Below are 20,736 nucleotides of genomic sequence, written 5' to 3' on the forward strand. Positions count from 1 at the left end.
AGCAGGGAGTTCACCGGATCATGGCAGCTGAAGACCTCGTGGAGCGGCGCTCCATCGACGTCGTCCCCGACGACGAACGGCACGGCACCGCGTTCAGCCAGTTCACGCTCTGGCTCGGCGCCAACCTCCAGATCACCGCGGTCGTCACCGGCGCGCTCGCCGTCGTCTTCGGCGGCGACGTGGTGTGGTCGGTGACCGGCCTGCTGCTCGGCAATCTGCTCGGCGGGGCGGTGATGGCCCTGCACTCGGCGCAGGGCCCGAAGCTCGGCCTGCCGCAGATGATCCAGTCGCGCGCCCAGTTCGGGGTGCGCGGCGCGGTCGTGCCGCTCCTGCTCGTCATCCTCATGTACGTCGGCTTCTTCGCCAGCGGCAGCGTCCTCGCCGGACAGGCCACGGCGCAGCTGTCGCACACGAACGACACCACCGGCATCATCGTCTTCGCGGTGATCACCGCGGTCGTGGCGGCCGTCGGCTACCGCGTGATCCACGTCCTGGGCCGGGTGGCGAGCGTGATCTGCGCGCTCGCCTTCGTCTTTCTGGGCATCCGCCTCCTGGACCGCGTGGACCTCTCGGCGCTCCTGAACGACGCGCACTTCGACCTGCCGATGTTCCTGCTCGCCGTCTCGCTCTCGGCGTCCTGGCAGCTCGCCTTCGGCCCTTACGTCGCGGACTACTCGCGCTATCTGCCGCGTACGACGTCGGGACGGGCCACCTTCTGGTGGACGCTGTCGGGCTCCGCAATCGGCTCGCAGTGGTCGATGACGTTCGGAGTCCTGGTGGCGGCGAGCGCGGGCGGCGCCTTCCTCGACAACCAGGTCGGATACGTCGTCGGCCTGGGCGGCACCGGCCTGATCGCGTCGTTCCTGTACTTCGTGATCGCGCTCGGCAAGCTCACCATCAACGTGCTCAACACCTACGGCGGCTTCATGTCGATGGTGACGAGCATCAGCGGATTCCGCGGCCAGAAGACACTGTCGCCGCGCGGCAGGGCGGCGTACATCGCCCTGATCATGGTGGCGGGCACGGTGGTGGCGCTGCTCGGCAAGGACAGCTTCCTGACGTCGTTCAAGGACTTCCTGCTCTTCCTCCTGACGTTCTTCACGCCGTGGTCGGCGATCAACCTGGTCGACTACTACCTGATCTCCAAGGAGCGCTACGACATCCCGGCCCTCTCCGACCCCGAGGGACGCTACGGGGCCTGGCGCTGGGACGCGCTGACGGTGTACGGGATCGGGCTCCTTGCCCAACTCCCCTTCCTGGTCACGCACTTCTACACCGGCCCGCTGGTGGAGCCGCTCGGCGGGGCGGACATCTCCTGGATCGTGGGGCTGGTGGTCCCGGCGGCCCTGTACTGGCTGCTCGCCCGCCGCGACACGTCGCACATCCCCGCCGAGGGCCATGAGCCGGCGGCCCGGGCTGGTGCTGGGGCCCGCTGAGAATGGGGGGATAGCCCCACTGTCAGGGCGGCACCGGCTGCGTACCTTAAAAGGCTATGGAAGCCCGAGACGCCGAACTCAAAAAAGAACTCGACGCCACTCTGCACGCCCGCAGGGAACTGGGCGAGGAGTATGAGTCCGCGCTGGTCGACTCTTTCCTCGGGAAGGTCGAGCAACGCCTTGACGGCACCATCGACCGGCGGATGCGCCGGCACATGGCCGAGCAGCAGATGGTCGTCGCCCGGGGCTCCCGCGCGCCGAACAGCCCGGTGGACTCCTGGGGCGAGCGCTTCGGCTTCGGCATCGTCTCGCTGATCCTGGCGATCCCGCTCTCGGCGATCGGCGTGGTCAACGCGGACCTGCCCGGCCTCTTCGTCACCTGGGGCGGCATCGTCGGCGTGAACGCGGTGCATTCGCTGCGCGGCGTGAACTTCGGCCGCGGCAAGGACCGCGACCGCAAGTCGGAGTGGGACGACTGAGCCTGCCTGCGACCGTCACGTCCGGCCGTTGCCGTATACGAAGTTCGTGCGCGGGGACCGCCGCACCCCCGGATGAACCAGGGGGCGGGACGACGGCGGTCCCCGCGGGGGACGCCGGCCGGGTCAGGACCGGGCCTGCGTCCTGGCGTTCAGAGGTCCGGGAGCCGCTCCGGAGTTCCTGTACGCCGACAACAACCAATGTGCCCGAGCCGTGTTAAGCGGGTGCTGCGCGGACGTGACGCGCTCGTACCACTTCCGCGAAGTTCGCACCACGGCTCACCACGGCTCACCACACGCCCCTGCGGTTACTGGCCCTGCTGCTCGGCCAGGAACGCCAGCAGGTCCTGACGGCTCACGACGCCGGTCGGCTTGCCCTCGACCAGGACGATCGCCGCGTCGGCCCCGCCGAGCACCGACATGAGGTCGGCGACGGGCTCACCGGAGCCGACCTGCGGCAGCGGCTCGGACATGTGCTTCTCCAGCGGGTCGGAGAGCGAGGCGCGCTGCGTGAACAGGGCGTCCAGGAGTTCGCGTTCCACCACGGAGCCGATGACCTCGGCCGCCATCACGTCCGGGTGACCCGCGCCCGGCTTGACGATCGGCATCTGCGAGACGCCGTACTCACGCAGTACGTCGATGGCCTCGCCGACCGTCTCCTCCGGGTGCATGTGGACGAGCGAGGGCAGTCGGCCGCCGACCTTGCGGCTCAGTACGTCGCCCACGTGAGGCTGGTCGCCCGCCTGCTCCAGGAAGCCGTAGTCGTTCATCCACTCGTCGCTGAAAATCTTGCTCATGTAGCCGCGCCCGGAGTCCGGCAGGAGCACGACCACGACGTCGTCCGGACCGAGCCGCTCCGCGACCCGCAGCGCCGCCACGACGGCCATGCCGCAGGAGCCGCCGACGAGCAGCCCCTCCTCCTTGGCGAGGCGCCGCGTCATCTGGAAGGAGTCCTTGTCGGAGACCGCGATGATCTCGTCCGTGACGTTCCGGTCGTACGCCGTCGGCCAGAAGTCCTCACCGACGCCCTCGACGAGATAGGGCCGCCCGGAACCGCCGGAATACACGGACCCCTCGGGGTCGGCGCCGACGACCGTGACCGCGCCCTTAGAGATCTCCTTCAGGTAGCCGCCCGTACCGGAGATCGTGCCTCCCGTCCCGATGCCCGCGACGAAATGGGTGATTTTCCCTTCCGTCTGCTCCCACAGCTCGGGGCCGGTGGAGTGGTAGTGGGAGAGCGGGTTGTTCGGGTTGCTGTACTGGTCGGGCTTCCAGGCGCCGGGGGTCTCGCGCACGAGACGGTCCGAGACGTTGTAGTACGAGTCCGGGTGCTCGGGATCGACGGCCGTGGGGCAGACGACGACATCGGCGCCGTAGGCCCGCAGCACATTGATCTTGTCCAGAGACACCTTGTCCGGGCACACGAAGATGCACTTGTAGCCCTTCTGCTGGGCCACGATGGCGAGCCCGACCCCGGTGTTGCCGGACGTGGGTTCGACGATCGTGCCGCCGGGCTTGAGCTCCCCGCTCTGCTCGGCCGCCTCGATCATGCGCAGCGCGATGCGGTCCTTCACGGAACCGCCGGGATTGAAGTACTCGACCTTGGCCAGGACGGTCGCCTGAATGCCCGTGGTCACGTTGTTGAGCCTCACCAGCGGGGTGTTGCCGACGAGACTGATCATCGAGTCGTGGAATTGCACCGTTGTCTCCGGGCTGCGATGTAGTGCGACGAATGGGTGTCGTCAGCGTAAGGGTCCCGTTCAGTCGTTCACCTCCGTATGCGATTGGCCGACCGTCCTAACGGGGCAATTAGTTGATGTATGGCGGATTGGCTACGAGGAGGTGGCTGCGGGGCATGTCGAGGGCGAGGGTGGCGAGGCGGATCGCGGCGGGCGCGGCGTACGGCGGCGGAGGCATCGGGCTGCTCGGGGCGGCGGCCGTGGGAGTGGTCCTCGCCGAGGTGCAGCTGGCGAAGCGGTCGGTCGGGAACAGCGGGGTGCATCCGGCTCCCCCGCGGGCGGACGGGCTGTACGGCTGGGGGTTCGCGGGTGACGCGGAGCCCCTGCGGTTCGCGATGCTCGGCGATTCGACCGCCGCGGGTCAGGGGGTCTACCGGGCCCGGCAGACTCCGGCGTCGCTGCTCGCGGCGGGGCTCGCCGCGGTGGCGGAGCGGCCGGTGGAGCTGCGGAACGTGGCGCTTCCGGGGGCCCAGTCGGACGACCTCGACCGCCAGACGACGCTGATCCTCTCCGAAGCCCCTGGCTGGGTGCCCGACGTCTGCGTCGTGATGATCGGCGCGAACGACGTGACGCACCGGATGCCCGCGACGCGCTCGGTGCGCCATCTTTCGGCGGCGGTGCGCAGGCTGCGTACGGCCGGGGCGGAAGTGGTGGTCGGCACCTGTCCCGACCTGGGGACGGTCGAGAACGTCTATCAGCCGTTGCGGTGGATGGCGCGCAGGGTTTCGCGGCAGCTGGCCGCCGCGCAGACGATCGGCGTGGTGGAGCAGGGCGGGCGGACGGTGTCGCTCGGGGACCTGCTCGGTCCGGAGTTCCTCGCGAATCCGCGGGAGCTGTTCGGTCCCGACAATTACCACCCCTCCGCGGAGGGGTACGCCACCGCGGCGATGGCGGTGCTTCCGACTCTGTGCGCGGCGCTGGGCGTGTGGCCGGAGGAGGAGCGCCCCGACGTGTCGCGGCGCGAGGGGTTCCTGCCGGTGGCCCGGGCGGCCGCGCAGGCCGCGTCGGAGGGCGGTACGGAGGTCGCGGCCGCGATGCCCACGGGTCCGCGCGGTCCCTGGGCCCTCCTCAAGCGCCGGCGCCGTCGCCGTATTCACCATGCTCCGGACCAGGATCCGTCCCCGTTGCCGCGGTAGTCCTGCGGGCGGCTGAGCGGACCCGCACCTGGCCAGTGGGGCGCTGCGGGGCGCTTCCCGTTTGCCAGGCGCCACGCTGAGCAAGCGCTTAGAAAAATGCGGTCCGCATCACAGTCCCAGCACGATGACTCGCCGCTGTACGTACAGGTAACTTCCCAAGGAGTCCCGCCCCCTCGTCACTGGAGTGCCGTGATGCCCGAAGCCGTGATCGTCTCCGCAGCCCGCACACCGATCGGCCGCGCCTTCAAGGGCTCCCTGAAGGACCTGCGGCCGGACGATCTGACCGCCACGATCATCGAGGCCGCCCTCGCCAAGGTCCCCGAGCTGGACCCGAAGCTCATCGACGACCTGATGCTCGGCTGCGGTCTGCCCGGCGGCGAGCAGGGGCACAACCTCGGTCGTATCGTCGCCGTCCAGATGGGCATGGACCACCTGCCGGGCTGCACCATCACCCGGTACTGCTCCTCATCGCTCCAGACCTCCCGCATGGCCCTGCACGCCATCAAGGCCGGCGAGGGCGACGTCTTCATCTCCGCCGGCGTGGAGATGGTGTCCCGCAGCGTGAAGGGCTCCAGCGACGGGCTGCCCGACACCCACAACCCCCTCTTCGCCGACGCCGAGGCCCGCACCGAGGCCGTGTCCAAGACCGAGGGCTCGACCTGGCACGACCCCCGCGAGGACGGCCTGATCCCGGACGCGTACATCGCGATGGGGCAGACCGCCGAGAACCTGGCCCGCTCCAAGGGCGTCACCCGCCGCGACATGGACGAGTTCGGCGTCCGGTCCCAGAACCTCGCCGAGGAAGCCATCAAGAACGGCTTCTGGGAGCGCGAGATCACCCCGGTGACGACCCCCGACGGGACCGTCGTCAGCAAGGACGACGGCCCCCGCGCCGGCGTCACCCTCGAAGGCGTCGAGGGCCTCAAGCCCGTCTTCCGCCCCGACGGCCTCGTCACCGCCGGTAACTGCTGCCCGCTCAACGACGGCGCCGCCGCCCTCGTGATCATGAGCGACACCAAGGCCCGCGAGCTCGGCCTGACCCCGCTGGCCCGCATCGTCTCCACCGGCGTCACCGGCCTCTCCCCCGAGATCATGGGCCTCGGCCCGGTGGAGGCGTCGAAGCAGGCCCTGTCCCGCGCCGGCCTCACCGTCGACGACATCGACCTCTTCGAGATCAACGAGGCCTTCGCCGCCCAGGTGATCCCCTCCTACCGCGACCTGAACATCCCGATCGACAAGCTGAACGTCAACGGCGGCGCCATCGCGGTGGGCCACCCCTTCGGCATGACCGGCGCCCGCATCACCGGCACGCTCATCAACAGCCTCCAGTTCCACGACAAGCAGTTCGGCCTGGAGACGATGTGCGTCGGCGGCGGCCAGGGCATGGCCATGGTCATCGAGCGCCTCAGCTAAAGCCCCCCGGCCAGGCGCCCCACGAGCCCCGTCCGGCCCCGAAAACCCCTCACGTCTCCATTGATTCGTGACTCAATCTCCCCCAGGATGTGACCTATCTCCTGGGGGAGAGGCATATGCCCAGGTCAGAGCACATCTGCGATAAAACCCCGGGCCGAAAGACCTGTCCAATTCGTGACGTAATGCACTGACAGGTGGATCGTGCAGCCTTCAAGCTGATGTAGGAAGTCGGGGGTCGACTTGAAACCGGGAGTACGTCAGTGAGCGCCATGCCTATTGCCTTGCTGCTCTCCACGGCCGCTGCCACGGTCGTGGGCGCCGCCGCCCTGCACGCCGTACACGGCCTGCGAAAGCAGCTCGCAGAGATCACCGCCCTGCGCGCCGAGCTCGCCGAGAGCCGCTCGGAGAACGCGAACGCCGCCGTCCCCGCTGCCCGCACGGCCGCGGACACCGAGGAGATACGCACGGCTGTCGCCGAAGCCCTCGCCGAGGAGCGCGAGCGCGAGCTCGCCGAGGCGCGGGCCTTCTGGGCAGCCCAGGAAGCCCGCGACGCCTCGGACGCCCCCTCCCTGCTCAGCGGCCTGCCGGGCCTCTCCGACATGGCCGACGAGCTGTTCCTGCCCCGCCAGGCGGACCTCAGCGGCCTGGAGGCGGACAGCCTGGAACCGGTCATCGAGCCGTACGGCGACCCGGCCGACGAGTTCGCCGCCGACTCCCCCGAGCTGGCCGCGGCCCGCCGCCGCCACCCCTCGCACCCGGACTTCGTCCCGGTCCAGTCGCCGGTCAACGGCGACCACGAGCGCACCGTCGCCTGTCTCGAGGAACTGGCCGGCGCCCGCACGGCACTCGCCGACGTCCGCCCCGGACCGCTCGGCACGCTGGACGTCTACGTCTTCGCCGACGGCACCACGCTGTGCATGACGCCCGGCCACCGCGAGACCGCGGAGCTGCTCGCCGACGCCCTGCGCGACGGCCACGCCCCGGTCCTGCTCGGCGGCTCCGGAGTCTCCGGCGCCTACGCCCTGACCTTCGAGTGCGGCACCGAGAACGTCTACATCCTGGCCGACCGCGTCATCGCCTCGGTCTGACCGGAGCGACCCCGGCACCCGCCGGGGTCGGAGCACACTCCGGCACTCGCGCCGGTCACACTCCGGCGCGCTTCTGCGCCTCCTCCACGAGCGTCAGTGCTTCCGCGAGCTGGCCGGAATCCTCGAGCACAAGGGCCAAATCCCGCCCCGCGACCGTGATTTGATCGGCCGCCGCGAACATCCCGGCGTCCGGCATCTCCCGCGGCTCCGCGTCCGGTACCTCGATCCGCTGTGCCCACGCCGCCAGTTCCCTGGCCAGAGCGAGCGCCTCGGTCGCCGCCCCCCGCTGAAGGCGACTCTGCGGGGCGGCCCGCAAGCGGTCGGCGAATTGGTCCACTGCGGCCGTCAAAGGCGTCGTATCAAGCACCCGGCGACCTTATGCGCCCGGACGGGACTGTTGCCAACGCCCCAACGCTGAGGCACGGTGTCGTGAAGGACGGAACACATCGCGACGCGTCCGGAGGCGCCGATGTCCCAAGTCTTCTCCGAGGAGACCCACCGCAATCTGATCGCCCGCATCCCCCACTGCACCGGTCGTGAGATTTCCGACTGGCTTCGCGCCGTAGACGAAGGCCCTTCTCTCTTCCGCTTCGAAGAGAAGGTCAGCTGGCTCCGCGCGGAACACAACCTGGCGTACGGGCACGCCAAGGCAATCATCCACGAGTACGACTTGCGGCGGGCCGCGCGCAAGCTGCGCTGACTCCTCTGCCCCTCTCCCTGTCCCCCTCACAACAACGGCGAAGGGCCCCGCGGAACGTGCGTTCCGCGGGGCCCTTCGCCGCTGTCTGTGTCAGCTGTCTGTGCCGACCGCGTCAGTCGTTGCCCTGAAGGATGGCGATCAGGCGCAGGAACTCGAGGTAGATCCAGACGAGCGTCATCGTCAGACCGAAGGCCGCGAGCCAGGCCTCTTCCTTCGGCGCGCCGTACGCGATGCCGTCCTCGACCTGCTTGAAGTCCAGGGCCAGGAAGCACGCGCCGAGCAGGATGCCGACGATGCCGAAGACGATGCCGAGGCCGCCGCTGCGGAAGCCGAGACCGTCACCGCCGCCGAAGACCATGAACAGCAGGTTCACGGCGGTCAGCAGCAGGAAACCCATCGCCGCGGCCATCACGAAGCCGTAGAAGCGACGGTTGACGCGGATCCAGCCCGCCTTGTAGGCGATCAGGACACCGGCGAAGACGGCCATCGTGCCGAGCACGGCCTGCATGGCCGCGCCGTCCGCGATGCGGTTGTCGACGACGCTGGAGACGACGCCGAGGAAGACACCTTCCAGGGCGGCGTACGTCAGGATCAGCGCGGGCGATGCCTTGCGCTTGAAGGCCTGCACCAGGCCGAGCACCATCGCGATCAGACCTGCGCCGATCGCGATGCCGTACGACTTGCCGATGTTGGCGTCGTCCACCGGCAGCAGCGCCCAGGCGAGGGCGGCCGTCACCAGGAGCGTGCCGAGCGTGGTGGCCGTACGCATGACGACGTCGTCCATCGTCATGCGGCCCGCGGTGGTTACGGGGGCCTGCGGCGCGCCGTACTGAAGGTCTTGCTGGGCGTAAGGATTCGTCGCGTACGGGTTGGCGGGGGCCTGCTGGCCCGCGGTCGCGTACGGATTGCCCTGCTGGGTCTGTGTCCCGCCCGCGGGTCCCCCGGCCTGCGGCTGCTGCGTGCCGAAGCCCGCGTAGCCGTTGTCGCGGCTGAACCCCCGTCGCGAGAAGACCGGGTTACTGCTCCTCATCTCACTCCTCCATGGCCACCGTGTGTGGCTTTGGCTCAAGAGTAATGCGTAGGCAAAAGGAAGACCCTAGTGCTTGGGGAGGATCTTTCCCTCCTTGTGACCAAGAACGCCTGACCCGGTGCTCTCTGTTCCCGGTGAGGGCGCGGACGGTCCCTCGTTCGCGGGGATCGGGCGGCTGCGCCGGACGAGTGGCACCAGCGAGATGGCGACGGCGCCGAGCACGGCGGCCACGGCGAACGTGGTGAATCCGAGGGACGCGTTCCCGCCGGAGACGACGGCGCCTCCCAGCCACGGACCGACGACCGCGCCGGTGCGCCCGACGCCGGTGATCCAGCCGAGGCCGGTGGCGCGCTGGGCCGGCGTATAGACGGACGGCGCGGAGGCGTAGACCATCACCTGCGCCGAGAAGAGCCAGATGCCGGTGACGAAGACGATCGCGTAGGCGACGCCCAGGGGCAGCTCGGCCCTGAGGAGGAAGGTTCCGCAGGCGGTGAGCAGGAACCAGATCGCGGAGATCCGTACGGCGCCGAACTTGTCGGCGGCCCGGCCCGCGACCAGCATGCCGACGATGCCGCCCGCGTTGATCACCATGAGGAAGGTCACGGAGGAGGAGAGCGAGTAGCCGGAGGCGCGCATCAGCTCGGGAAGCCAGGTGGAGACCCCGTAGACGAGGAGGAGGCCGGCGAAGGACGCGAGCCACAGGAGCGGGGTCGCAAGGCGCTGACCGGGGGCGAAGAGCGAGGCGACGGCGGCGAAGCGGCCCTTGGCGCCGGCTTCGGGGGCTTCGGCGGGCGTCGGGGACGGCAGGTGGTAGCGGGCGGCGACGGCCTCGGCCTCGCTCGCCCTGCCCTTGGCGAGCAGCACGCCCGGCGATTCGGGCAGCCACTTCACCACGAGCGGGATGGCGACGACGGCGGGGATCACGCCCGCCCAGAAGACGACGCGCCACCCGTGGTCGGGGCCGAGCCAGAGCCCGAGGCCCGTGGCCGCCATGCCGCCCGCGTGGTACGAGGTCATCATCAGGCCGGTGGCGAGCGCGGCCCTGCGCGGCGGCGCGAACTCGGCGACGATCGCGAGGCTGATCGGCATCAGACCGCCGAGCCCGAGCCCGGCGATGAACCGTCCGCCCCCGAAGACGGCAGCGCTCGGCGCGAGCGCGCAGACCGCGGAGCCCAGCGAGAACAGCGCGACGCTCCCCGTCACCATCGGCTTGCGGCCGATCCAGTCGGTGAGCGTGCCGCAGCCGAGGGCGCCGACGAGCATGCCGAAGGTGGTCCAGGAGCCGATGGTGCCCGCGGTCGACGCGGTGAAGCCGAAGCCCTTGTCGTCGATGAGGTGGGGCATCACGGCGCCGTAGATGTTGACGTCCATGCCGTCGAAGAAGACGACGAGCCAGCACAGGGCTATGACGGGGGCGACGGATCTGAAGGTCCGTTCGGGGGCGGCGCCTCGGGGAGCGGTCACGGGGTTCTCACTTCTTTGTGGGACCTGGTGGGGGACGCAGGCGGGGGACGGGGGTGGGGGACGGGGGTGCTGGGCTAGTCGAGCGGGAATCCGGTGTAGCTCTCGGCGAGGTCCGCCTCTGCCGAGCGCGAGGTGGCGATGCGGTCCAGCCGAGCGAGCTGGACGCGGTCGTCGAAGGGGGTGGCTTCGGGCGAGCGGTGCAGCATCGTGGTCATCGCGTACGAGAAGCGTTCGGCCTGCCAGACGCGGCGCAGGCAGGTCTGCGAGTACGCCTCCAGGCGGGCGTCGGAGCCCGTCTCGCGGAGTTCGGCGAGTGCGCGGGCGAAGGTGACGACGTCGCCGACCGCGAGGTTGAGGCCCTTGGCGCCGGTGGGCGGGACGATGTGGGCCGCGTCCCCGGCGAGGAAGACGCGACCGTGCCGCATGGGCTCGTGGACGAGGCTGCGCATGGGCGTGACGGACTTGGCGGTGATGGGCCCGCGCTTCAGCGTCCAGGCGGGGTCGTCGGTCTCCAGACGGCGGTCGAGCTCGTCCCAGATCTCCTCGTCGCCCCAGTCGGCGGCGTCCGTGCCCGCGGGGACCTGGAGGTAGGCGCGCGTGACGGTCGGCGAGCGCATGGAGAGCAGGGCGAAGCCGCGGTCGTGGCGGGCGTAGACGAGTTCGTCGTGCGAGGGCGGTACGTCGGCGAGGATGCCGAGCCACCCGAAGGGGTACGTCCGCTCGAAGACCTGCGAGACATCGGCGGGCACTGCCTTGCGGGCCACGCCCCAGGAGCCGTCGCAGCCCACCACGTAGTCGCACTCCAGGACGTCCTCGCGGCCCTCGTGGCGGAAGCGGATGCCGGGTTTCCGCGTCTCGGCGCCTTCCACGGCCAGCGCCTCGGCCTCGAAGAGCAGCGGGCCGCCCGCGGCCAGCTGGAGGGCTATGAGGTCCTTGCAGACCTCGGTCTGGGCGTAGACCATCACGGACCGGCCGCCGGTGAGGGCGGGGAAGTCGACGCGGTGCCTGCGGCGGTCGAAGCGCAGCTCGATGCCGTCGTGCGGGATGCCCATGCGGTCCATGCGCGCGGCGGCGCCCGCCTCGCGCAGGACGTCGACGGTGCCCTGTTCCAGGATTCCGGCGCGCTGGCGCTGCTCGACGTAGGCGCGGTCCTTGGTCTCCAGGACGACGGAGTCGATGCCGGCGTTGTGCAGCAGGCGGGCGAGGAGCAGCCCCGCCGGTCCGGCTCCGATGATTCCGACGGTGGTGCGCATCGGCCGACCTCTCCCCTTGTTCGTCTGGTGAACTTTCGTTCATAATGTGCTGAACGGGAGTCTCCGACCGGACCCATCGGCTGTCAACGGTTCCGGGGCCCCCGATTTCCACCCGTGCGAGGAGCAGTGCCATGCCGGAAGAGTCCGTACGCCCTCTGGAGCGCGGCCTCGCCGTCCTGCGCGCCCTCGCCGTCGGCGATCAGGTCAGAGCCGGCGATCTGGTGCGCGCGACCGGCCTGGCCCGCTCGACGGTCGACCGGGTCGTGGCGACCCTGGTCCGCATCGGCTACGTACGCGAGCACGGCCAGGAACTCCGCCTCACGCCCCGCCTGATGGAACTCGGCAACGCCTATCTCGCGGCGAGCGGCCTGAGCGGCGAGGTCGCGGCGCGCACCGCCCGGCTCGCCGACGACCTCGACGAGTCGGTGTCCCTCGCGGTGCCGGACGGCGACGGGGTCCGCTTCGTCACGCAGGCCGCCCGGCGCCGCGCGATGTCGGTGGCCTTCCGCATCGGCGATCTGCTGCCCGCCGAGCGGTGCGCGCCGGGCGCTCTGTTCGCCGCCGAGTGGGACGAGGCGGCCTGGGCGGCATGGCGGGCCCGGCTGGCCGCCGACCCCGCGGGCGAGGCCTTCCCCGCGCTGCCGCCGGGCCCGGCCTGCCCGCCGCCGGATCTCGCGGACCGCGTGGAGCGCTCGCGCGTGACGGGCTGGGCCCTGGACGACCAGCTGATCGAGCCGGGCCTGATCGCGGCGGCGGTCCCGGTGCGCGACGCGGCGGGCCGCGTCCGGTACGCCCTTTCCGCGGTGAGCCACACCAGCAGGCATACGGCCAAGGGCCTCGCGGAGCTCGTACTGCCACGCCTGCGGGCGGAGGCCGCGCATCTGGAGTCCCTGCCGACCGGTCAACTGCCCGGCGTATCAAGCCAGGTGACGGAGGCTCATGAAGGCGCTCCGCGTGAGCGGCCGGGCGACGCCAAGGCCGAGCTCGGCCCCGGCTACCTCCAGTCGCTCGCCCGCGGCCTCGCCGTCCTGCGCGCCCTCGGCGAGGCACGCGGCGACGGCCTCCCGCTGACCGCGATCGCCGCCGCCACCGACCTGCCGCGGGCCACCGCACGCCGCTGTCTGCACACCCTGGAACTCCAGGGGTACGCGGCGCACGACGGCCGCCTCTACCGCCCGCTCCCCCGCATCCTGGAGCTCGGCCACGCCCGCCTCTCCGGCCTCGGCTTCGCCGACATCGCCGACCCGCATCTGCGCCAACTGACCGCCCGCGTCCACCAGTCGGCGTCGGTGACGGTGCTCGACGGCACGGACATCCTGTACGTGGCGCGGGCGGCGACGACGCGCGTCATGAGCGTCCACATCACGCTCGGCACCCGCTTCCCCGCCTATCCCACCGCCATGGGCCGGGTTCTCCTTGCCGGCCTCCCGGAGCGGGACCGCGCCCGCGTCATCGAGACCGCGCCGCCCCGCCCCCTCACCCGGCGCACGGTCACCGACCCGGCGGCTCTTGAGCGGCTGCTCGACCGGGCCGCCGCCGACGGGTACGCCACCGCGGACGAGGAACTGGAAGAGGGGCTGCGCTCGGTCGCCGTACCCCTGAAGGACGCGCGGGGGCGCGTGGTCGCCGCGCTGAACGTGGCCCAGCACGCGGGAAACGCGCCGCTGGAAGCAACCGTCGAGGCGCTGCTGCCCGCGCTGCGCGGGACGGCGGCGGCGATCGAGGCGGATCTGCACACGGCGGCACGCTTCAACGGCGTACCGATGCCGTAGCGGACGTACCCGCCGATGTCACAGTGGAGGTGCCCGGAGCCGGACTTGAACCGGCACGCCCGCTAGGGGCAGCGAGGTTTAAGCTCGCCGTGTCTGCATTCCACCATCCGGGCAGGCAATGGGCTCCGCATAAGGTGATTCGACCCTATCGGGAGGCGTCCCCCGAACAGCGGAACAACAGCCCGATGTTGTCTTATTTTATTGACGTCTGAGGGTGCATCAGCCACCGGCCCTGGCCATCGGTACATGCCGCAGGCCCTTCCGCCGCCATGCGGCCTCCTGTACGGAATGACGTAATTTAGCTGCCTCCGGAATGTCGTCGCGTCACTGGCGGGTGGTACCCGTGTCAGGGGCCGAGGTCATCCCCAGGTATGACACAGACGACTCGAGTCCGACTGGAGAGGGCCCCCGGAACCGGAACAGCGGCTGACTACACGGCGCGGATCCGCAAGGACGATGGATTACGTCCCCACTCGTCGTCCCGACAGGAGCACCACCCCGTGACCACCACCCCCTACGCCGCCCGCACCACCGCAGTGGCCGCGCGCGCCACGGATCTCTCCAAGGTGTACGGCCAGGGCGAGACCCAGGTGGTCGCCCTGGACCATGTCTCCGTCGACTTCCGGCAGGGCGAGTTCACCGCGATCATGGGCCCCTCGGGCTCCGGCAAGTCGACCCTGATGCACTGCGTCGCGGGGCTCGACAGCTTCAGCGGCGGCTCCGTGCGGATCGGCGAGACCGAGCTGTCCACCCTCAAGGACAAGCAGCTCACCAAGCTCCGCCGGGACAAGATCGGCTTCATCTTCCAGGCCTTCAACCTGCTGCCGACGCTGACGGCCCTGGAGAACATCACGCTGCCGATGGACATCGCGGGCCGCAAGCCCGACAAGCAGTGGCTGGAGCAGGTCATCTCCATGGTCGGCCTGGCCGGGCGGCTCTCCCACCGGCCCACCGAGCTCTCCGGCGGCCAGCAGCAGCGCGTGGCCGTGGCCCGCGCGCTCGCCTCGCAGCCCGACATCATCTTCGGCGACGAGCCCACGGGAAACCTGGACTCGCGCTCGGGTGCGGAGGTCCTCGGCTTCCTGCGGAACTCCGTACGGGAACTGGGACAGACGGTCGTCATGGTCACGCATGACCCCGTGGCCGCCGCCTACGCGGATCGCGTCATCTTCCTTGCCGACGGGCGGATCGTCGACGAGATGCTCTCGCCGACGGCGGACGGCGTCCTCGACCGGATGAAGGACTTCGACGCCAAGGGTCGTACGAGCTAGCGCGCCGAGCGGCGTCGGCGGGTTTTCTTGCCCGCGGGTACGCCGTGGCTTGTCGCGCAGTTCCCCGCGCCCCTTCGGGGCTCTCCCTCTCTCCCCCACCAGGACTCACACCCATGTTCCGTACCGCCCTGCGCAACGTGCTCGCGCACAAGGCCAGGCTGTTGATGACCGTGCTCGCCGTCATGCTCGGCGTCGCCTTCGTCTCCGGCACGCTGGTCTTCACCGACACCTTCGGCAACGCCTACAAGAACAAGTCGGCCAAGAGCTTCGACCACGTCTCCGTCGCCATCCAGGGCGACGGCGGGTCGTCCTTCTACGGGCCCGGCGGCAGCGACGAAGAAGAGGCCAAGAAGCCGCCGCGCCTGACCGACGCCCTTCTCCAAAAGAGCCAGAACCTGCCCGGCGCCGAATCGGCCATCGGCACGGTCACCGGATTCACCGCGGTCGCCGACAAGGACGGCAAGCTCGTCGGCGGGGAGTGGGGCACCACCGGCGCCAACTACTACCCCGGCAAGGACGGCAAGGACCCCCGGTACGACTTCACCGACGGCGCGGCGCCCAAGTCCGCCGGTGACATCGCCCTGGACTCGAAGACCGCCGGGCGCACCGGCTACCAGGTCGGCGACTCCGTCCGCTACTCCACGGACGGGCCGGTGAAGCAGGCGAAGATCAGCGGCATCTTCGACACCGAGGACGGCAGCGTCCTCGCGGGCGGCAGCCTGGTGGTGTTCGACAACGACACCGCGCTGAAGGTCCTCGGCAAGAGCGAGTACGACGAGATCGACGTGAAGGCCGCCGCGGGCACCTCCGAGGCGGCGCTGAAGAGCTCGGTCGAGAAGATCCTGCCGAAGGACAGCGAGGGCATCGACGCCGTCACCGGCGGTCAGCTCTCGGACGACCAGGAGCGGATGATCGAGCAGCAGACCAGCTCGATGAGCCAGGTCCTGCTGATCTTCGCCGGTATCGCGCTGTTCGTCGGCATCTTCATCATCGCCAACACCTTCACCATGCTCGTCGCCCAGCGCACCCGGGAACTGGCCCTGATGCGCGCCGTCGGCGCCTCGCGCCGCCAGGTGACGCGCTCCGTGCTGATCGAGGCGTTCCTGGTGGGCCTGGTGGCCGCGGTGACCGGCTTCGCGCTCGGCATCGGCGTGGCGATGGGCCTTGAGTCCCTGATGAACGCCGGGGGCGCCTCGCTGCCGGACGGGCCGATCGTCATCGCCCCGACCACGATCGCCGTCGCCCTGGTCATCGGTGTCTGCGTGACGATGCTGGCCGCCTGGCTGCCGGGCCGCCGCGCCGCGAAGATCCCGCCGGTCGCCGCGATGAACAGCGTCCACGCGACGCCGACGACGCGCGGTCTCGTCGTCCGCAACACCATCGGCTCGATCATCGTCGCCCTCGGCACGGTCCTGCTCTTCAACGACGACAACTACGTGATGGCCGCGGGCGCCGCCGTGATCCTCGTCGGCATCATCGTCCTCACACCGCTCCTGTCGCGCCCGTTCATCGCCGCCTCGGCCCCGCTCCTGAAGCCGTTCGGGGTCACGGGCAAGCTGTCCCGCCTCAACGCGGTGCGCAACCCGCGCCGTACGGCCTCCACCGCGTCGGCCCTGATGATCGGCCTGACCCTGATCACCGCGATGACCGTGGTGGCGACCTCCATGAGCAGCGCCATCGACAAGATGGCCGCGGGCTCCCTGAAGGCCGACTACACCGTCTCCATGGCGAACTACCAGCCGCTGGCCCCCGAGGTCGGCGAGAAGCTGGCCAAGCTCCCGGACGTCGAGGCGAGCAGCCCGCTGCGCACGGCCTACGGCGAGGTGGACGGCTCGTACAGCCAGGTGTCCGGCGTCGACGAGAAGGCGTTCGGCGAGCTGACGAGCCTGGACTTCACCAGCGGCTCCCTGGCGGGTCTCAAGGGCAACTCCGCCCTCGTCGACAAGAAGACCGCCGACGAGCAGGGCCTCAAGACGGGCGACACCGTCCCGGTGAAGTTCGAGGACGACAAGACGGCCCGGCTGACGGTCGCCGGTATCTACCGGCAGAACGAGATGGTCAGCGGTCTCTTCACGCCGCTGTCCGTCGTGAACCCGCATCTGTCCAAGATCACCGACGAGCAGGTCCTGGTGAAGATGATGGGCGGCACGTCCGACAAGGCCGAGGACGCCATCGTCAAGGCCCTCGGCGACAACCCGGCGCTGAAGATCCAGGACAAGGACGCGATCAGCAACGAGGTCGGCGGCGCGATCAACATGGTCCTGAACATGCTCTACGGCCTCCTCGCGATGGCCATCCTGATCGCGGTGCTCGGCGTCATCAACACCCTGGCCATGTCGGTCTTCGAGCGGAAGCACGAGATCGGCATGATGCGGGCCATCGGCCTCGACCGCGCGAAGGTCAAGCAGATGGTGCGCCTGGAGGCGATCCTGATCTCCCTGTTCGGCGCGGTGCTCGGCATCGGTCTCGGCCTCTTCATGGGCTGGGCCGTGGGCAACAGCGTCGCCGACACAGTGGCGACGTACACCATGGAGGTCCCGGTCGGCCGCATCGTGATCTTCCTCGGCATCGCAGGCCTCGTGGGTGTCCTCGCGGCGATGTGGCCGGCCCGCAGCGCGGCCAAGCTGAACCCGCTGATGGCGATCAAGAGCGAGTAGCCCCCGGCGGCAGGCGACAGGAGCGGGGCCCCGGACGACCCTTCGTCCGGGGCCCCGCTCGCGTACGTCCTACTGCCAGGTGCGGGCCCGCAGCGGCATTCCGGAGGCGCCGGCCTCCGGGGTCTTCACCGCGAGGACCTGGTTGACGCCGATGCGGTTGCGCTCGAAGGACAGCGCGGAGGCCGCCATGTAGAGCCGCCAGATACGGGCGCGGCCCGGCGAGGTGAGCCGCTGGCCCTCCTGCCAGCGGGCCTCCAGGTTGGCGACCCATTGGCGCAGGGTGAGGGCGTAGTGCTCACGGATCGCCTCCACGTCACGCACCTCGAACCCCGCGCGCTCCAGCTGCGTGACCGTGGACCCCACCGGGGCGAGCTCGCCGCCGGGGAAGACATAGGCGTCGATGAAGTCGTCGACCTCGTACGCCGACTCGTCGGCCTGCGGCCGCCGGGCGATCTGATGGTTGAGGAGCCTGCCGCCCGGCGCCAGGAGAGCGTGCAGGTCGCGTGCGTACTCCAAGTACCGCTCGGCGCCGACATGTTCGGCCATGCCGATGGAGGAGATGGCGTCGTACGGACCGTCGCGCACGTCACGGTAGTCCTGGACGCGGATCTCGACCCGATCGGTCAGACCCTCTTCCGCGATGCGCTTCCTGGCGTACGCGGCCTGCTCGTGGGAGAGCGTGACGCCGACGACGGTGACGCCGTGCTCGCGCGCCGCGTGGATGGCCATGGAGCCCCAGCCGCAGCCGACGTCGAGCAGCCGCATGCCGGGCTTCAGGGCGAGCTTGCGGGAGACGATCTCCAGCTTGTCGCGCTGAGCGTCTTCGAGGGTGGACGCTTCCTCTTCACCGGCCCCCCAGTATGCGCACGAGTAGACCATCGAGGGGCCGAGCACCAGCTCGTAGAAGTCGTTGCCCACGTCGTAGTGGTGGCTGATGGCCTGCTTGTCGCTGCCCTTGGTGTGCAGATGGAGGCGGCTGCGCCCGCGCATCTCCTCCTGCGGCGGGGGCGGCGGCAGGAAGGGCGCGGCGAGGCCGATCAGGGAGCGGGCGGCGGCGCGGAACCGCGGGTCGCGCAGGGACTCCCTGAGCCCCTTCGCGTCCTCCGCCCGCTCCCAGATGAACTCCGCGAGCCGGTCCAGGGCCGCGTACAGATCGCCCTCGACGTCCAGATCCCCGGCCACCCAGGCGCGGGCCAGACCCAGCTCGCCCGGCTTCCACATCAGGCGGCGCAGGGCCCGGCGATTGCGCACGACGAGTACGGGGCCGTCCGGCGGGCCTGCTTCGGAACCGTCCCAGGCACGCATACGTACGGGGAGCGGAGCCCCCAGCATCTGTTCGGCAAGGTGCTTCAGCCGCAGCGCGGCATCGGGCATGGTGCACACCTCCGTGACGGGGATATCCCGGACAGGTTCGACACCACGTAAACACCAACGGGGCGCTTGCGCAGTCCCGTTGCCGCGTCACGGATCGGCAAAATACATGTAGCCGCCATGTATACGGTCCGGAAAAACCCGGAGGGGCCGCCCGCACCACGGATGGCGGGCGGCCCCTCCGGGACCGTTCAGTGACCGGAGGTCAGGAGGCCTTGGCCTTCTCCTCGGACCCGGCGGCGACCGGCTCGGCCTTGGCCGCGGCGGGCTTCGGCGCGGGCTTGGCGGCCTCGTAGAACTCCTCGCGAGGAGTCTCCATGGCGCCGAGCGAGACGACCTCGCGCTTGAGGAAGACCGCGAGCGTCCAGTCCGCGAAGACGCGGATCTTGCGGTTGAACGTCGGCATCGCCATGCCGTGGTACGCGCGGTGCATGTACCAGGCCAGGCGGCCCTTGAGCTTGATCTTCATCTTGCCCATGACGATCATCGCGACGCCCTTGTGCAGGCCGAGACCGGCGACCGCACCCTTGTTGGCGTGGCTGTACTCCTTCTGCGGGAAGCCCCGCATACCGGAGATCACGTTGTCGCCGAGGACCTTGGCCTGACGCAGCGCGTGCTGGGCGTTCGGCGGGCACCAGGCGTTCTCGTTGCCGGCCTTGCGGCCGACCATGTCCGGCACCTGGGCGTTGTCGCCCGCGGCCCAGATGTAGTCGGTGCCCTGGACCTGGAGGGTCGTCTGGGTGTCGACGTGGCCACGGGGGCCGAGCGGCAGACCGAAGCGGGAGAGCGCCGGGTTCGGCTTGACGCCGGCCGTCCACACGATGGTGCTGGAGTCGACCTCCAGGCCGTTGTTCAGGACCACGTGGCCGTCCACGCAGGAGTCCATGCCGGTCTTGAGGTAGACCTCGACACCGCGGCCCTCGAGGTGCTCCTTGCCGTACTGGCCGAGCTTCGGGCCGACCTCGGGGAGGATCTTGTCCGCGACGTCGACGAGCACGAAGCGCATGTCCTCGCGCTTCACGTTGTTGTAGTACTTGGCCGCGTCGCGGGCCATGTCCTCGACCTCGCCGATGGTCTCCGCACCCGCGAAGCCACCGCCGACGAAGACGAAGGTCAGCGCCTTGCGGCGGACCTCCTCGTCCGTCGTGGAGTCAGCCTTGTCCAGCTGCTCGAGGACGTGGTTGCGCAGGCCGATGGCCTCCTCGATGCCCTTCATGCCGATGCCCTGCTCGGCGAGGCCGGGGATCGGGAAGGTGCGGGAGACCGCGCCCATCGCGATGACCAGGTAGTCGAAAGGCAGCTCGTACGCCTCGCCCACGAGAGGGGCGACCGTGGCGACCTTGCGGTCCTGATCGATGGTGGTGACCCGGCCGGTCAGAACTTCCGCCTTGGGCAGCACGCGTCGCAGCGGGACGACGACGTGCCGAGGCGAAATGCTGCCGGCGGCGGCTTCGGGGAGGAAGGGCTGGTAGGTCATGTACGACCGGGGGTCGACGACCGTGACGGTCGCCTCTCCGTAGCGCATCTTCTTGAGGATGCGCCGAGCTGCGTACAGGCCTACGTACCCACCGCCTACTACGAGGATCCTGGGACGCTCCGTGGTGCTCATGCCATCGAGTATCCACCTGCCCGAGGGGGGTCGCTCGTGCGCCCCTTCACAAGCTTGGGTGGGCCCTCTGCTACACTTCGCCGCCCACGTGACACAGGCCATAGCGCCCCGGGGGAACCACGACACGACCCGAGACGTTGTGCACCCCTTGTGAGCTGCCGCTCTGGCGCCCCGGGGACAGTGGACCACTCCCCCGGTTCACGCTCCGGCCACACTCCTGAACCTTCACTGTCATGGGTCGCGAGGCCCTCAGAGGTCACATTCAGGGGCTCGGAGGCCCTGAACATCGACCAACTGAGCCGAATTCCTTGTGAAGAACTT

Annotated in this window: 16 protein-coding genes and 1 tRNA gene; 9 read left to right on the forward strand and 8 right to left on the reverse strand. The window is 69.9% G+C overall.

The genetic code is table 11. The features are described 5' to 3' along the window. The first annotated feature begins 20 nt into the window (after positions 1 to 20). Together IE226_RS24390 and IE226_RS24395 are read left to right on the forward strand one after the other, a co-directional pair. Positions 21 to 1,436 (forward strand): purine-cytosine permease family protein, encoded by a 1,416-nt coding sequence (locus IE226_RS24390; RefSeq protein ID WP_190083487.1) that lies wholly within the window; start codon positions 21 to 23, stop codon positions 1,434 to 1,436. Positions 1,437 to 1,492: 56 nt separating this feature from the next. After that, positions 1,493 to 1,915, forward strand: coding sequence for a hypothetical protein (locus IE226_RS24395; protein ID WP_190083488.1), 423 nt, complete (start codon positions 1,493 to 1,495; stop codon positions 1,913 to 1,915). 305 nt (positions 1,916 to 2,220) lie between these two features. Here the strand turns inward: IE226_RS24395 and IE226_RS24400 are convergent, their stop codons facing one another. Beyond that, a complete protein-coding gene (locus IE226_RS24400) occupies positions 2,221 to 3,612 on the reverse strand; it encodes a cystathionine beta-synthase (protein ID WP_190083489.1) in 1,392 nt (463 codons plus the stop codon). 155 nt (positions 3,613 to 3,767) lie between these two features. Between IE226_RS24400 and IE226_RS24405 the strand changes: the two genes are divergently transcribed. The 3 genes from IE226_RS24405 to IE226_RS24415 all read left to right on the forward strand — a co-directional run bounded on the left by IE226_RS24405 (position 3,768) and on the right by IE226_RS24415 (position 7,288). Then, entirely contained in the window at positions 3,768 to 4,787 is a 1,020-nt protein-coding gene (locus tag IE226_RS24405; RefSeq protein WP_190083490.1) for an SGNH/GDSL hydrolase family protein, read from the forward strand. Between the two features lie 192 nt (positions 4,788 to 4,979). Continuing rightward, a complete protein-coding gene (locus tag IE226_RS24410; RefSeq protein ID WP_190083491.1) occupies positions 4,980 to 6,200 on the forward strand; it encodes an acetyl-CoA C-acetyltransferase in 1,221 nt (406 codons plus the stop codon). Positions 6,201 to 6,469: 269 nt separating this feature from the next. Then, positions 6,470 to 7,288, forward strand: a complete 819-nt coding sequence (locus tag IE226_RS24415) for a hypothetical protein (protein WP_190083492.1) — start codon at positions 6,470 to 6,472, stop codon at positions 7,286 to 7,288. Between the two features lie 55 nt (positions 7,289 to 7,343). Here IE226_RS24415 and IE226_RS24420 read toward each other — a convergent pair whose 3' ends face one another. Continuing rightward, complete coding sequence (locus tag IE226_RS24420) at positions 7,344 to 7,655, reverse strand: hypothetical protein (RefSeq protein WP_229871512.1); 312 nt, start codon at positions 7,653 to 7,655, stop codon at positions 7,344 to 7,346. 102 nt (positions 7,656 to 7,757) lie between these two features. Between IE226_RS24420 and IE226_RS24425 the strand changes: the two genes are divergently transcribed. After that, positions 7,758 to 7,988, forward strand: a complete 231-nt coding sequence (locus tag IE226_RS24425; protein WP_190083493.1) for a DUF4287 domain-containing protein — start codon at positions 7,758 to 7,760, stop codon at positions 7,986 to 7,988. Between the two features lie 112 nt (positions 7,989 to 8,100). Here the strand turns inward: IE226_RS24425 and IE226_RS24430 are convergent, their stop codons facing one another. From IE226_RS24430 to IE226_RS24440, 3 genes are all read right to left on the reverse strand, one after another. Next, positions 8,101 to 9,018 (reverse strand): Bax inhibitor-1/YccA family protein, encoded by a 918-nt coding sequence (locus IE226_RS24430; RefSeq protein ID WP_190083494.1) that lies wholly within the window; start codon positions 9,016 to 9,018, stop codon positions 8,101 to 8,103. A 66-nt stretch (positions 9,019 to 9,084) separates the two neighbouring features. Next, positions 9,085 to 10,482 (reverse strand): MFS transporter, encoded by a 1,398-nt coding sequence (locus IE226_RS24435; RefSeq protein ID WP_229871513.1) that lies wholly within the window; start codon positions 10,480 to 10,482, stop codon positions 9,085 to 9,087. A 74-nt stretch (positions 10,483 to 10,556) separates the two neighbouring features. Beyond that, the gene (locus IE226_RS24440; protein ID WP_190083495.1) at positions 10,557 to 11,735 is read right to left on the reverse strand and encodes a 4-hydroxybenzoate 3-monooxygenase; all 1,179 of its coding nucleotides are present in this window, start codon (positions 11,733 to 11,735) and stop codon (positions 10,557 to 10,559) included. Positions 11,736 to 11,866: 131 nt separating this feature from the next. On the opposite strand from IE226_RS24440, the gene IE226_RS24445 reads away from it, so the two are divergent. Next, complete coding sequence (locus IE226_RS24445) at positions 11,867 to 13,507, forward strand: IclR family transcriptional regulator domain-containing protein (protein ID WP_190083496.1); 1,641 nt, start codon at positions 11,867 to 11,869, stop codon at positions 13,505 to 13,507. Between the two features lie 30 nt (positions 13,508 to 13,537). Here the strand turns inward: IE226_RS24445 and IE226_RS24450 are convergent. Further along, positions 13,538 to 13,620: transfer RNA gene (locus IE226_RS24450), tRNA-Leu, on the reverse strand. Between the two features lie 387 nt (positions 13,621 to 14,007). On the opposite strand from IE226_RS24450, the gene IE226_RS24455 reads away from it, so the two are divergent. Then, positions 14,008 to 14,778, forward strand: coding sequence for an ABC transporter ATP-binding protein (locus IE226_RS24455; protein WP_190083497.1), 771 nt, complete (start codon positions 14,008 to 14,010; stop codon positions 14,776 to 14,778). Between the two features lie 113 nt (positions 14,779 to 14,891). Next, positions 14,892 to 17,435 (forward strand): ABC transporter permease, encoded by a 2,544-nt coding sequence (locus tag IE226_RS24460; RefSeq protein WP_190083498.1) that lies wholly within the window; start codon positions 14,892 to 14,894, stop codon positions 17,433 to 17,435. 69 nt (positions 17,436 to 17,504) lie between these two features. On the opposite strand, the gene IE226_RS24465 is transcribed toward IE226_RS24460, so the two are convergent. Then, positions 17,505 to 18,809, reverse strand: a complete 1,305-nt coding sequence (locus tag IE226_RS24465; protein WP_190083499.1) for a class I SAM-dependent methyltransferase — start codon at positions 18,807 to 18,809, stop codon at positions 17,505 to 17,507. 202 nt (positions 18,810 to 19,011) lie between these two features. Beyond that, on the reverse strand, positions 19,012 to 20,415 hold the full coding sequence (locus IE226_RS24470; protein WP_190083500.1) for an NAD(P)/FAD-dependent oxidoreductase: 1,404 nt from the start codon (positions 20,413 to 20,415) through the stop codon (positions 19,012 to 19,014). Positions 20,416 to 20,736: the final 321 nt, after the last annotated feature.

Source organism: Streptomyces longisporoflavus, assembly GCF_014649775.1.
GTDB classification, from domain to species: domain Bacteria; phylum Actinomycetota; class Actinomycetes; order Streptomycetales; family Streptomycetaceae; genus Streptomyces; species Streptomyces longisporoflavus.

Excerpts from the sequence above, each read along its gene's own strand:
- IE226_RS24390 (WP_190083487.1), top strand. The coding sequence starts at position 21 with ATGGCAGCTGAAGACCTCGTGGAGCGGCGCTCCATCGACGTCGTCCCC.
- IE226_RS24395 (WP_190083488.1), top strand. The coding sequence starts at position 1,493 with ATGGAAGCCCGAGACGCCGAACTCAAAAAAGAACTCGACGCCACTCTG.
- IE226_RS24405 (WP_190083490.1), top strand. The coding sequence starts at position 3,768 with ATGTCGAGGGCGAGGGTGGCGAGGCGGATCGCGGCGGGCGCGGCGTAC.
- IE226_RS24410 (WP_190083491.1), top strand. The coding sequence starts at position 4,980 with ATGCCCGAAGCCGTGATCGTCTCCGCAGCCCGCACACCGATCGGCCGC.
- IE226_RS24415 (WP_190083492.1), top strand. The coding sequence starts at position 6,470 with ATGCCTATTGCCTTGCTGCTCTCCACGGCCGCTGCCACGGTCGTGGGC.
- IE226_RS24425 (WP_190083493.1), top strand. The coding sequence starts at position 7,758 with ATGTCCCAAGTCTTCTCCGAGGAGACCCACCGCAATCTGATCGCCCGC.
- IE226_RS24430 (WP_190083494.1), bottom strand. The coding sequence starts at position 9,018 with ATGAGGAGCAGTAACCCGGTCTTCTCGCGACGGGGGTTCAGCCGCGAC.
- IE226_RS24440 (WP_190083495.1), bottom strand. The coding sequence starts at position 11,735 with ATGCGCACCACCGTCGGAATCATCGGAGCCGGACCGGCGGGGCTGCTC.
- IE226_RS24445 (WP_190083496.1), top strand. The coding sequence starts at position 11,867 with ATGCCGGAAGAGTCCGTACGCCCTCTGGAGCGCGGCCTCGCCGTCCTG.
- IE226_RS24460 (WP_190083498.1), top strand. The coding sequence starts at position 14,892 with ATGTTCCGTACCGCCCTGCGCAACGTGCTCGCGCACAAGGCCAGGCTG.
- IE226_RS24465 (WP_190083499.1), bottom strand. The coding sequence starts at position 18,809 with ATGCCCGATGCCGCGCTGCGGCTGAAGCACCTTGCCGAACAGATGCTG.
- IE226_RS24470 (WP_190083500.1), bottom strand. The coding sequence starts at position 20,415 with ATGAGCACCACGGAGCGTCCCAGGATCCTCGTAGTAGGCGGTGGGTAC.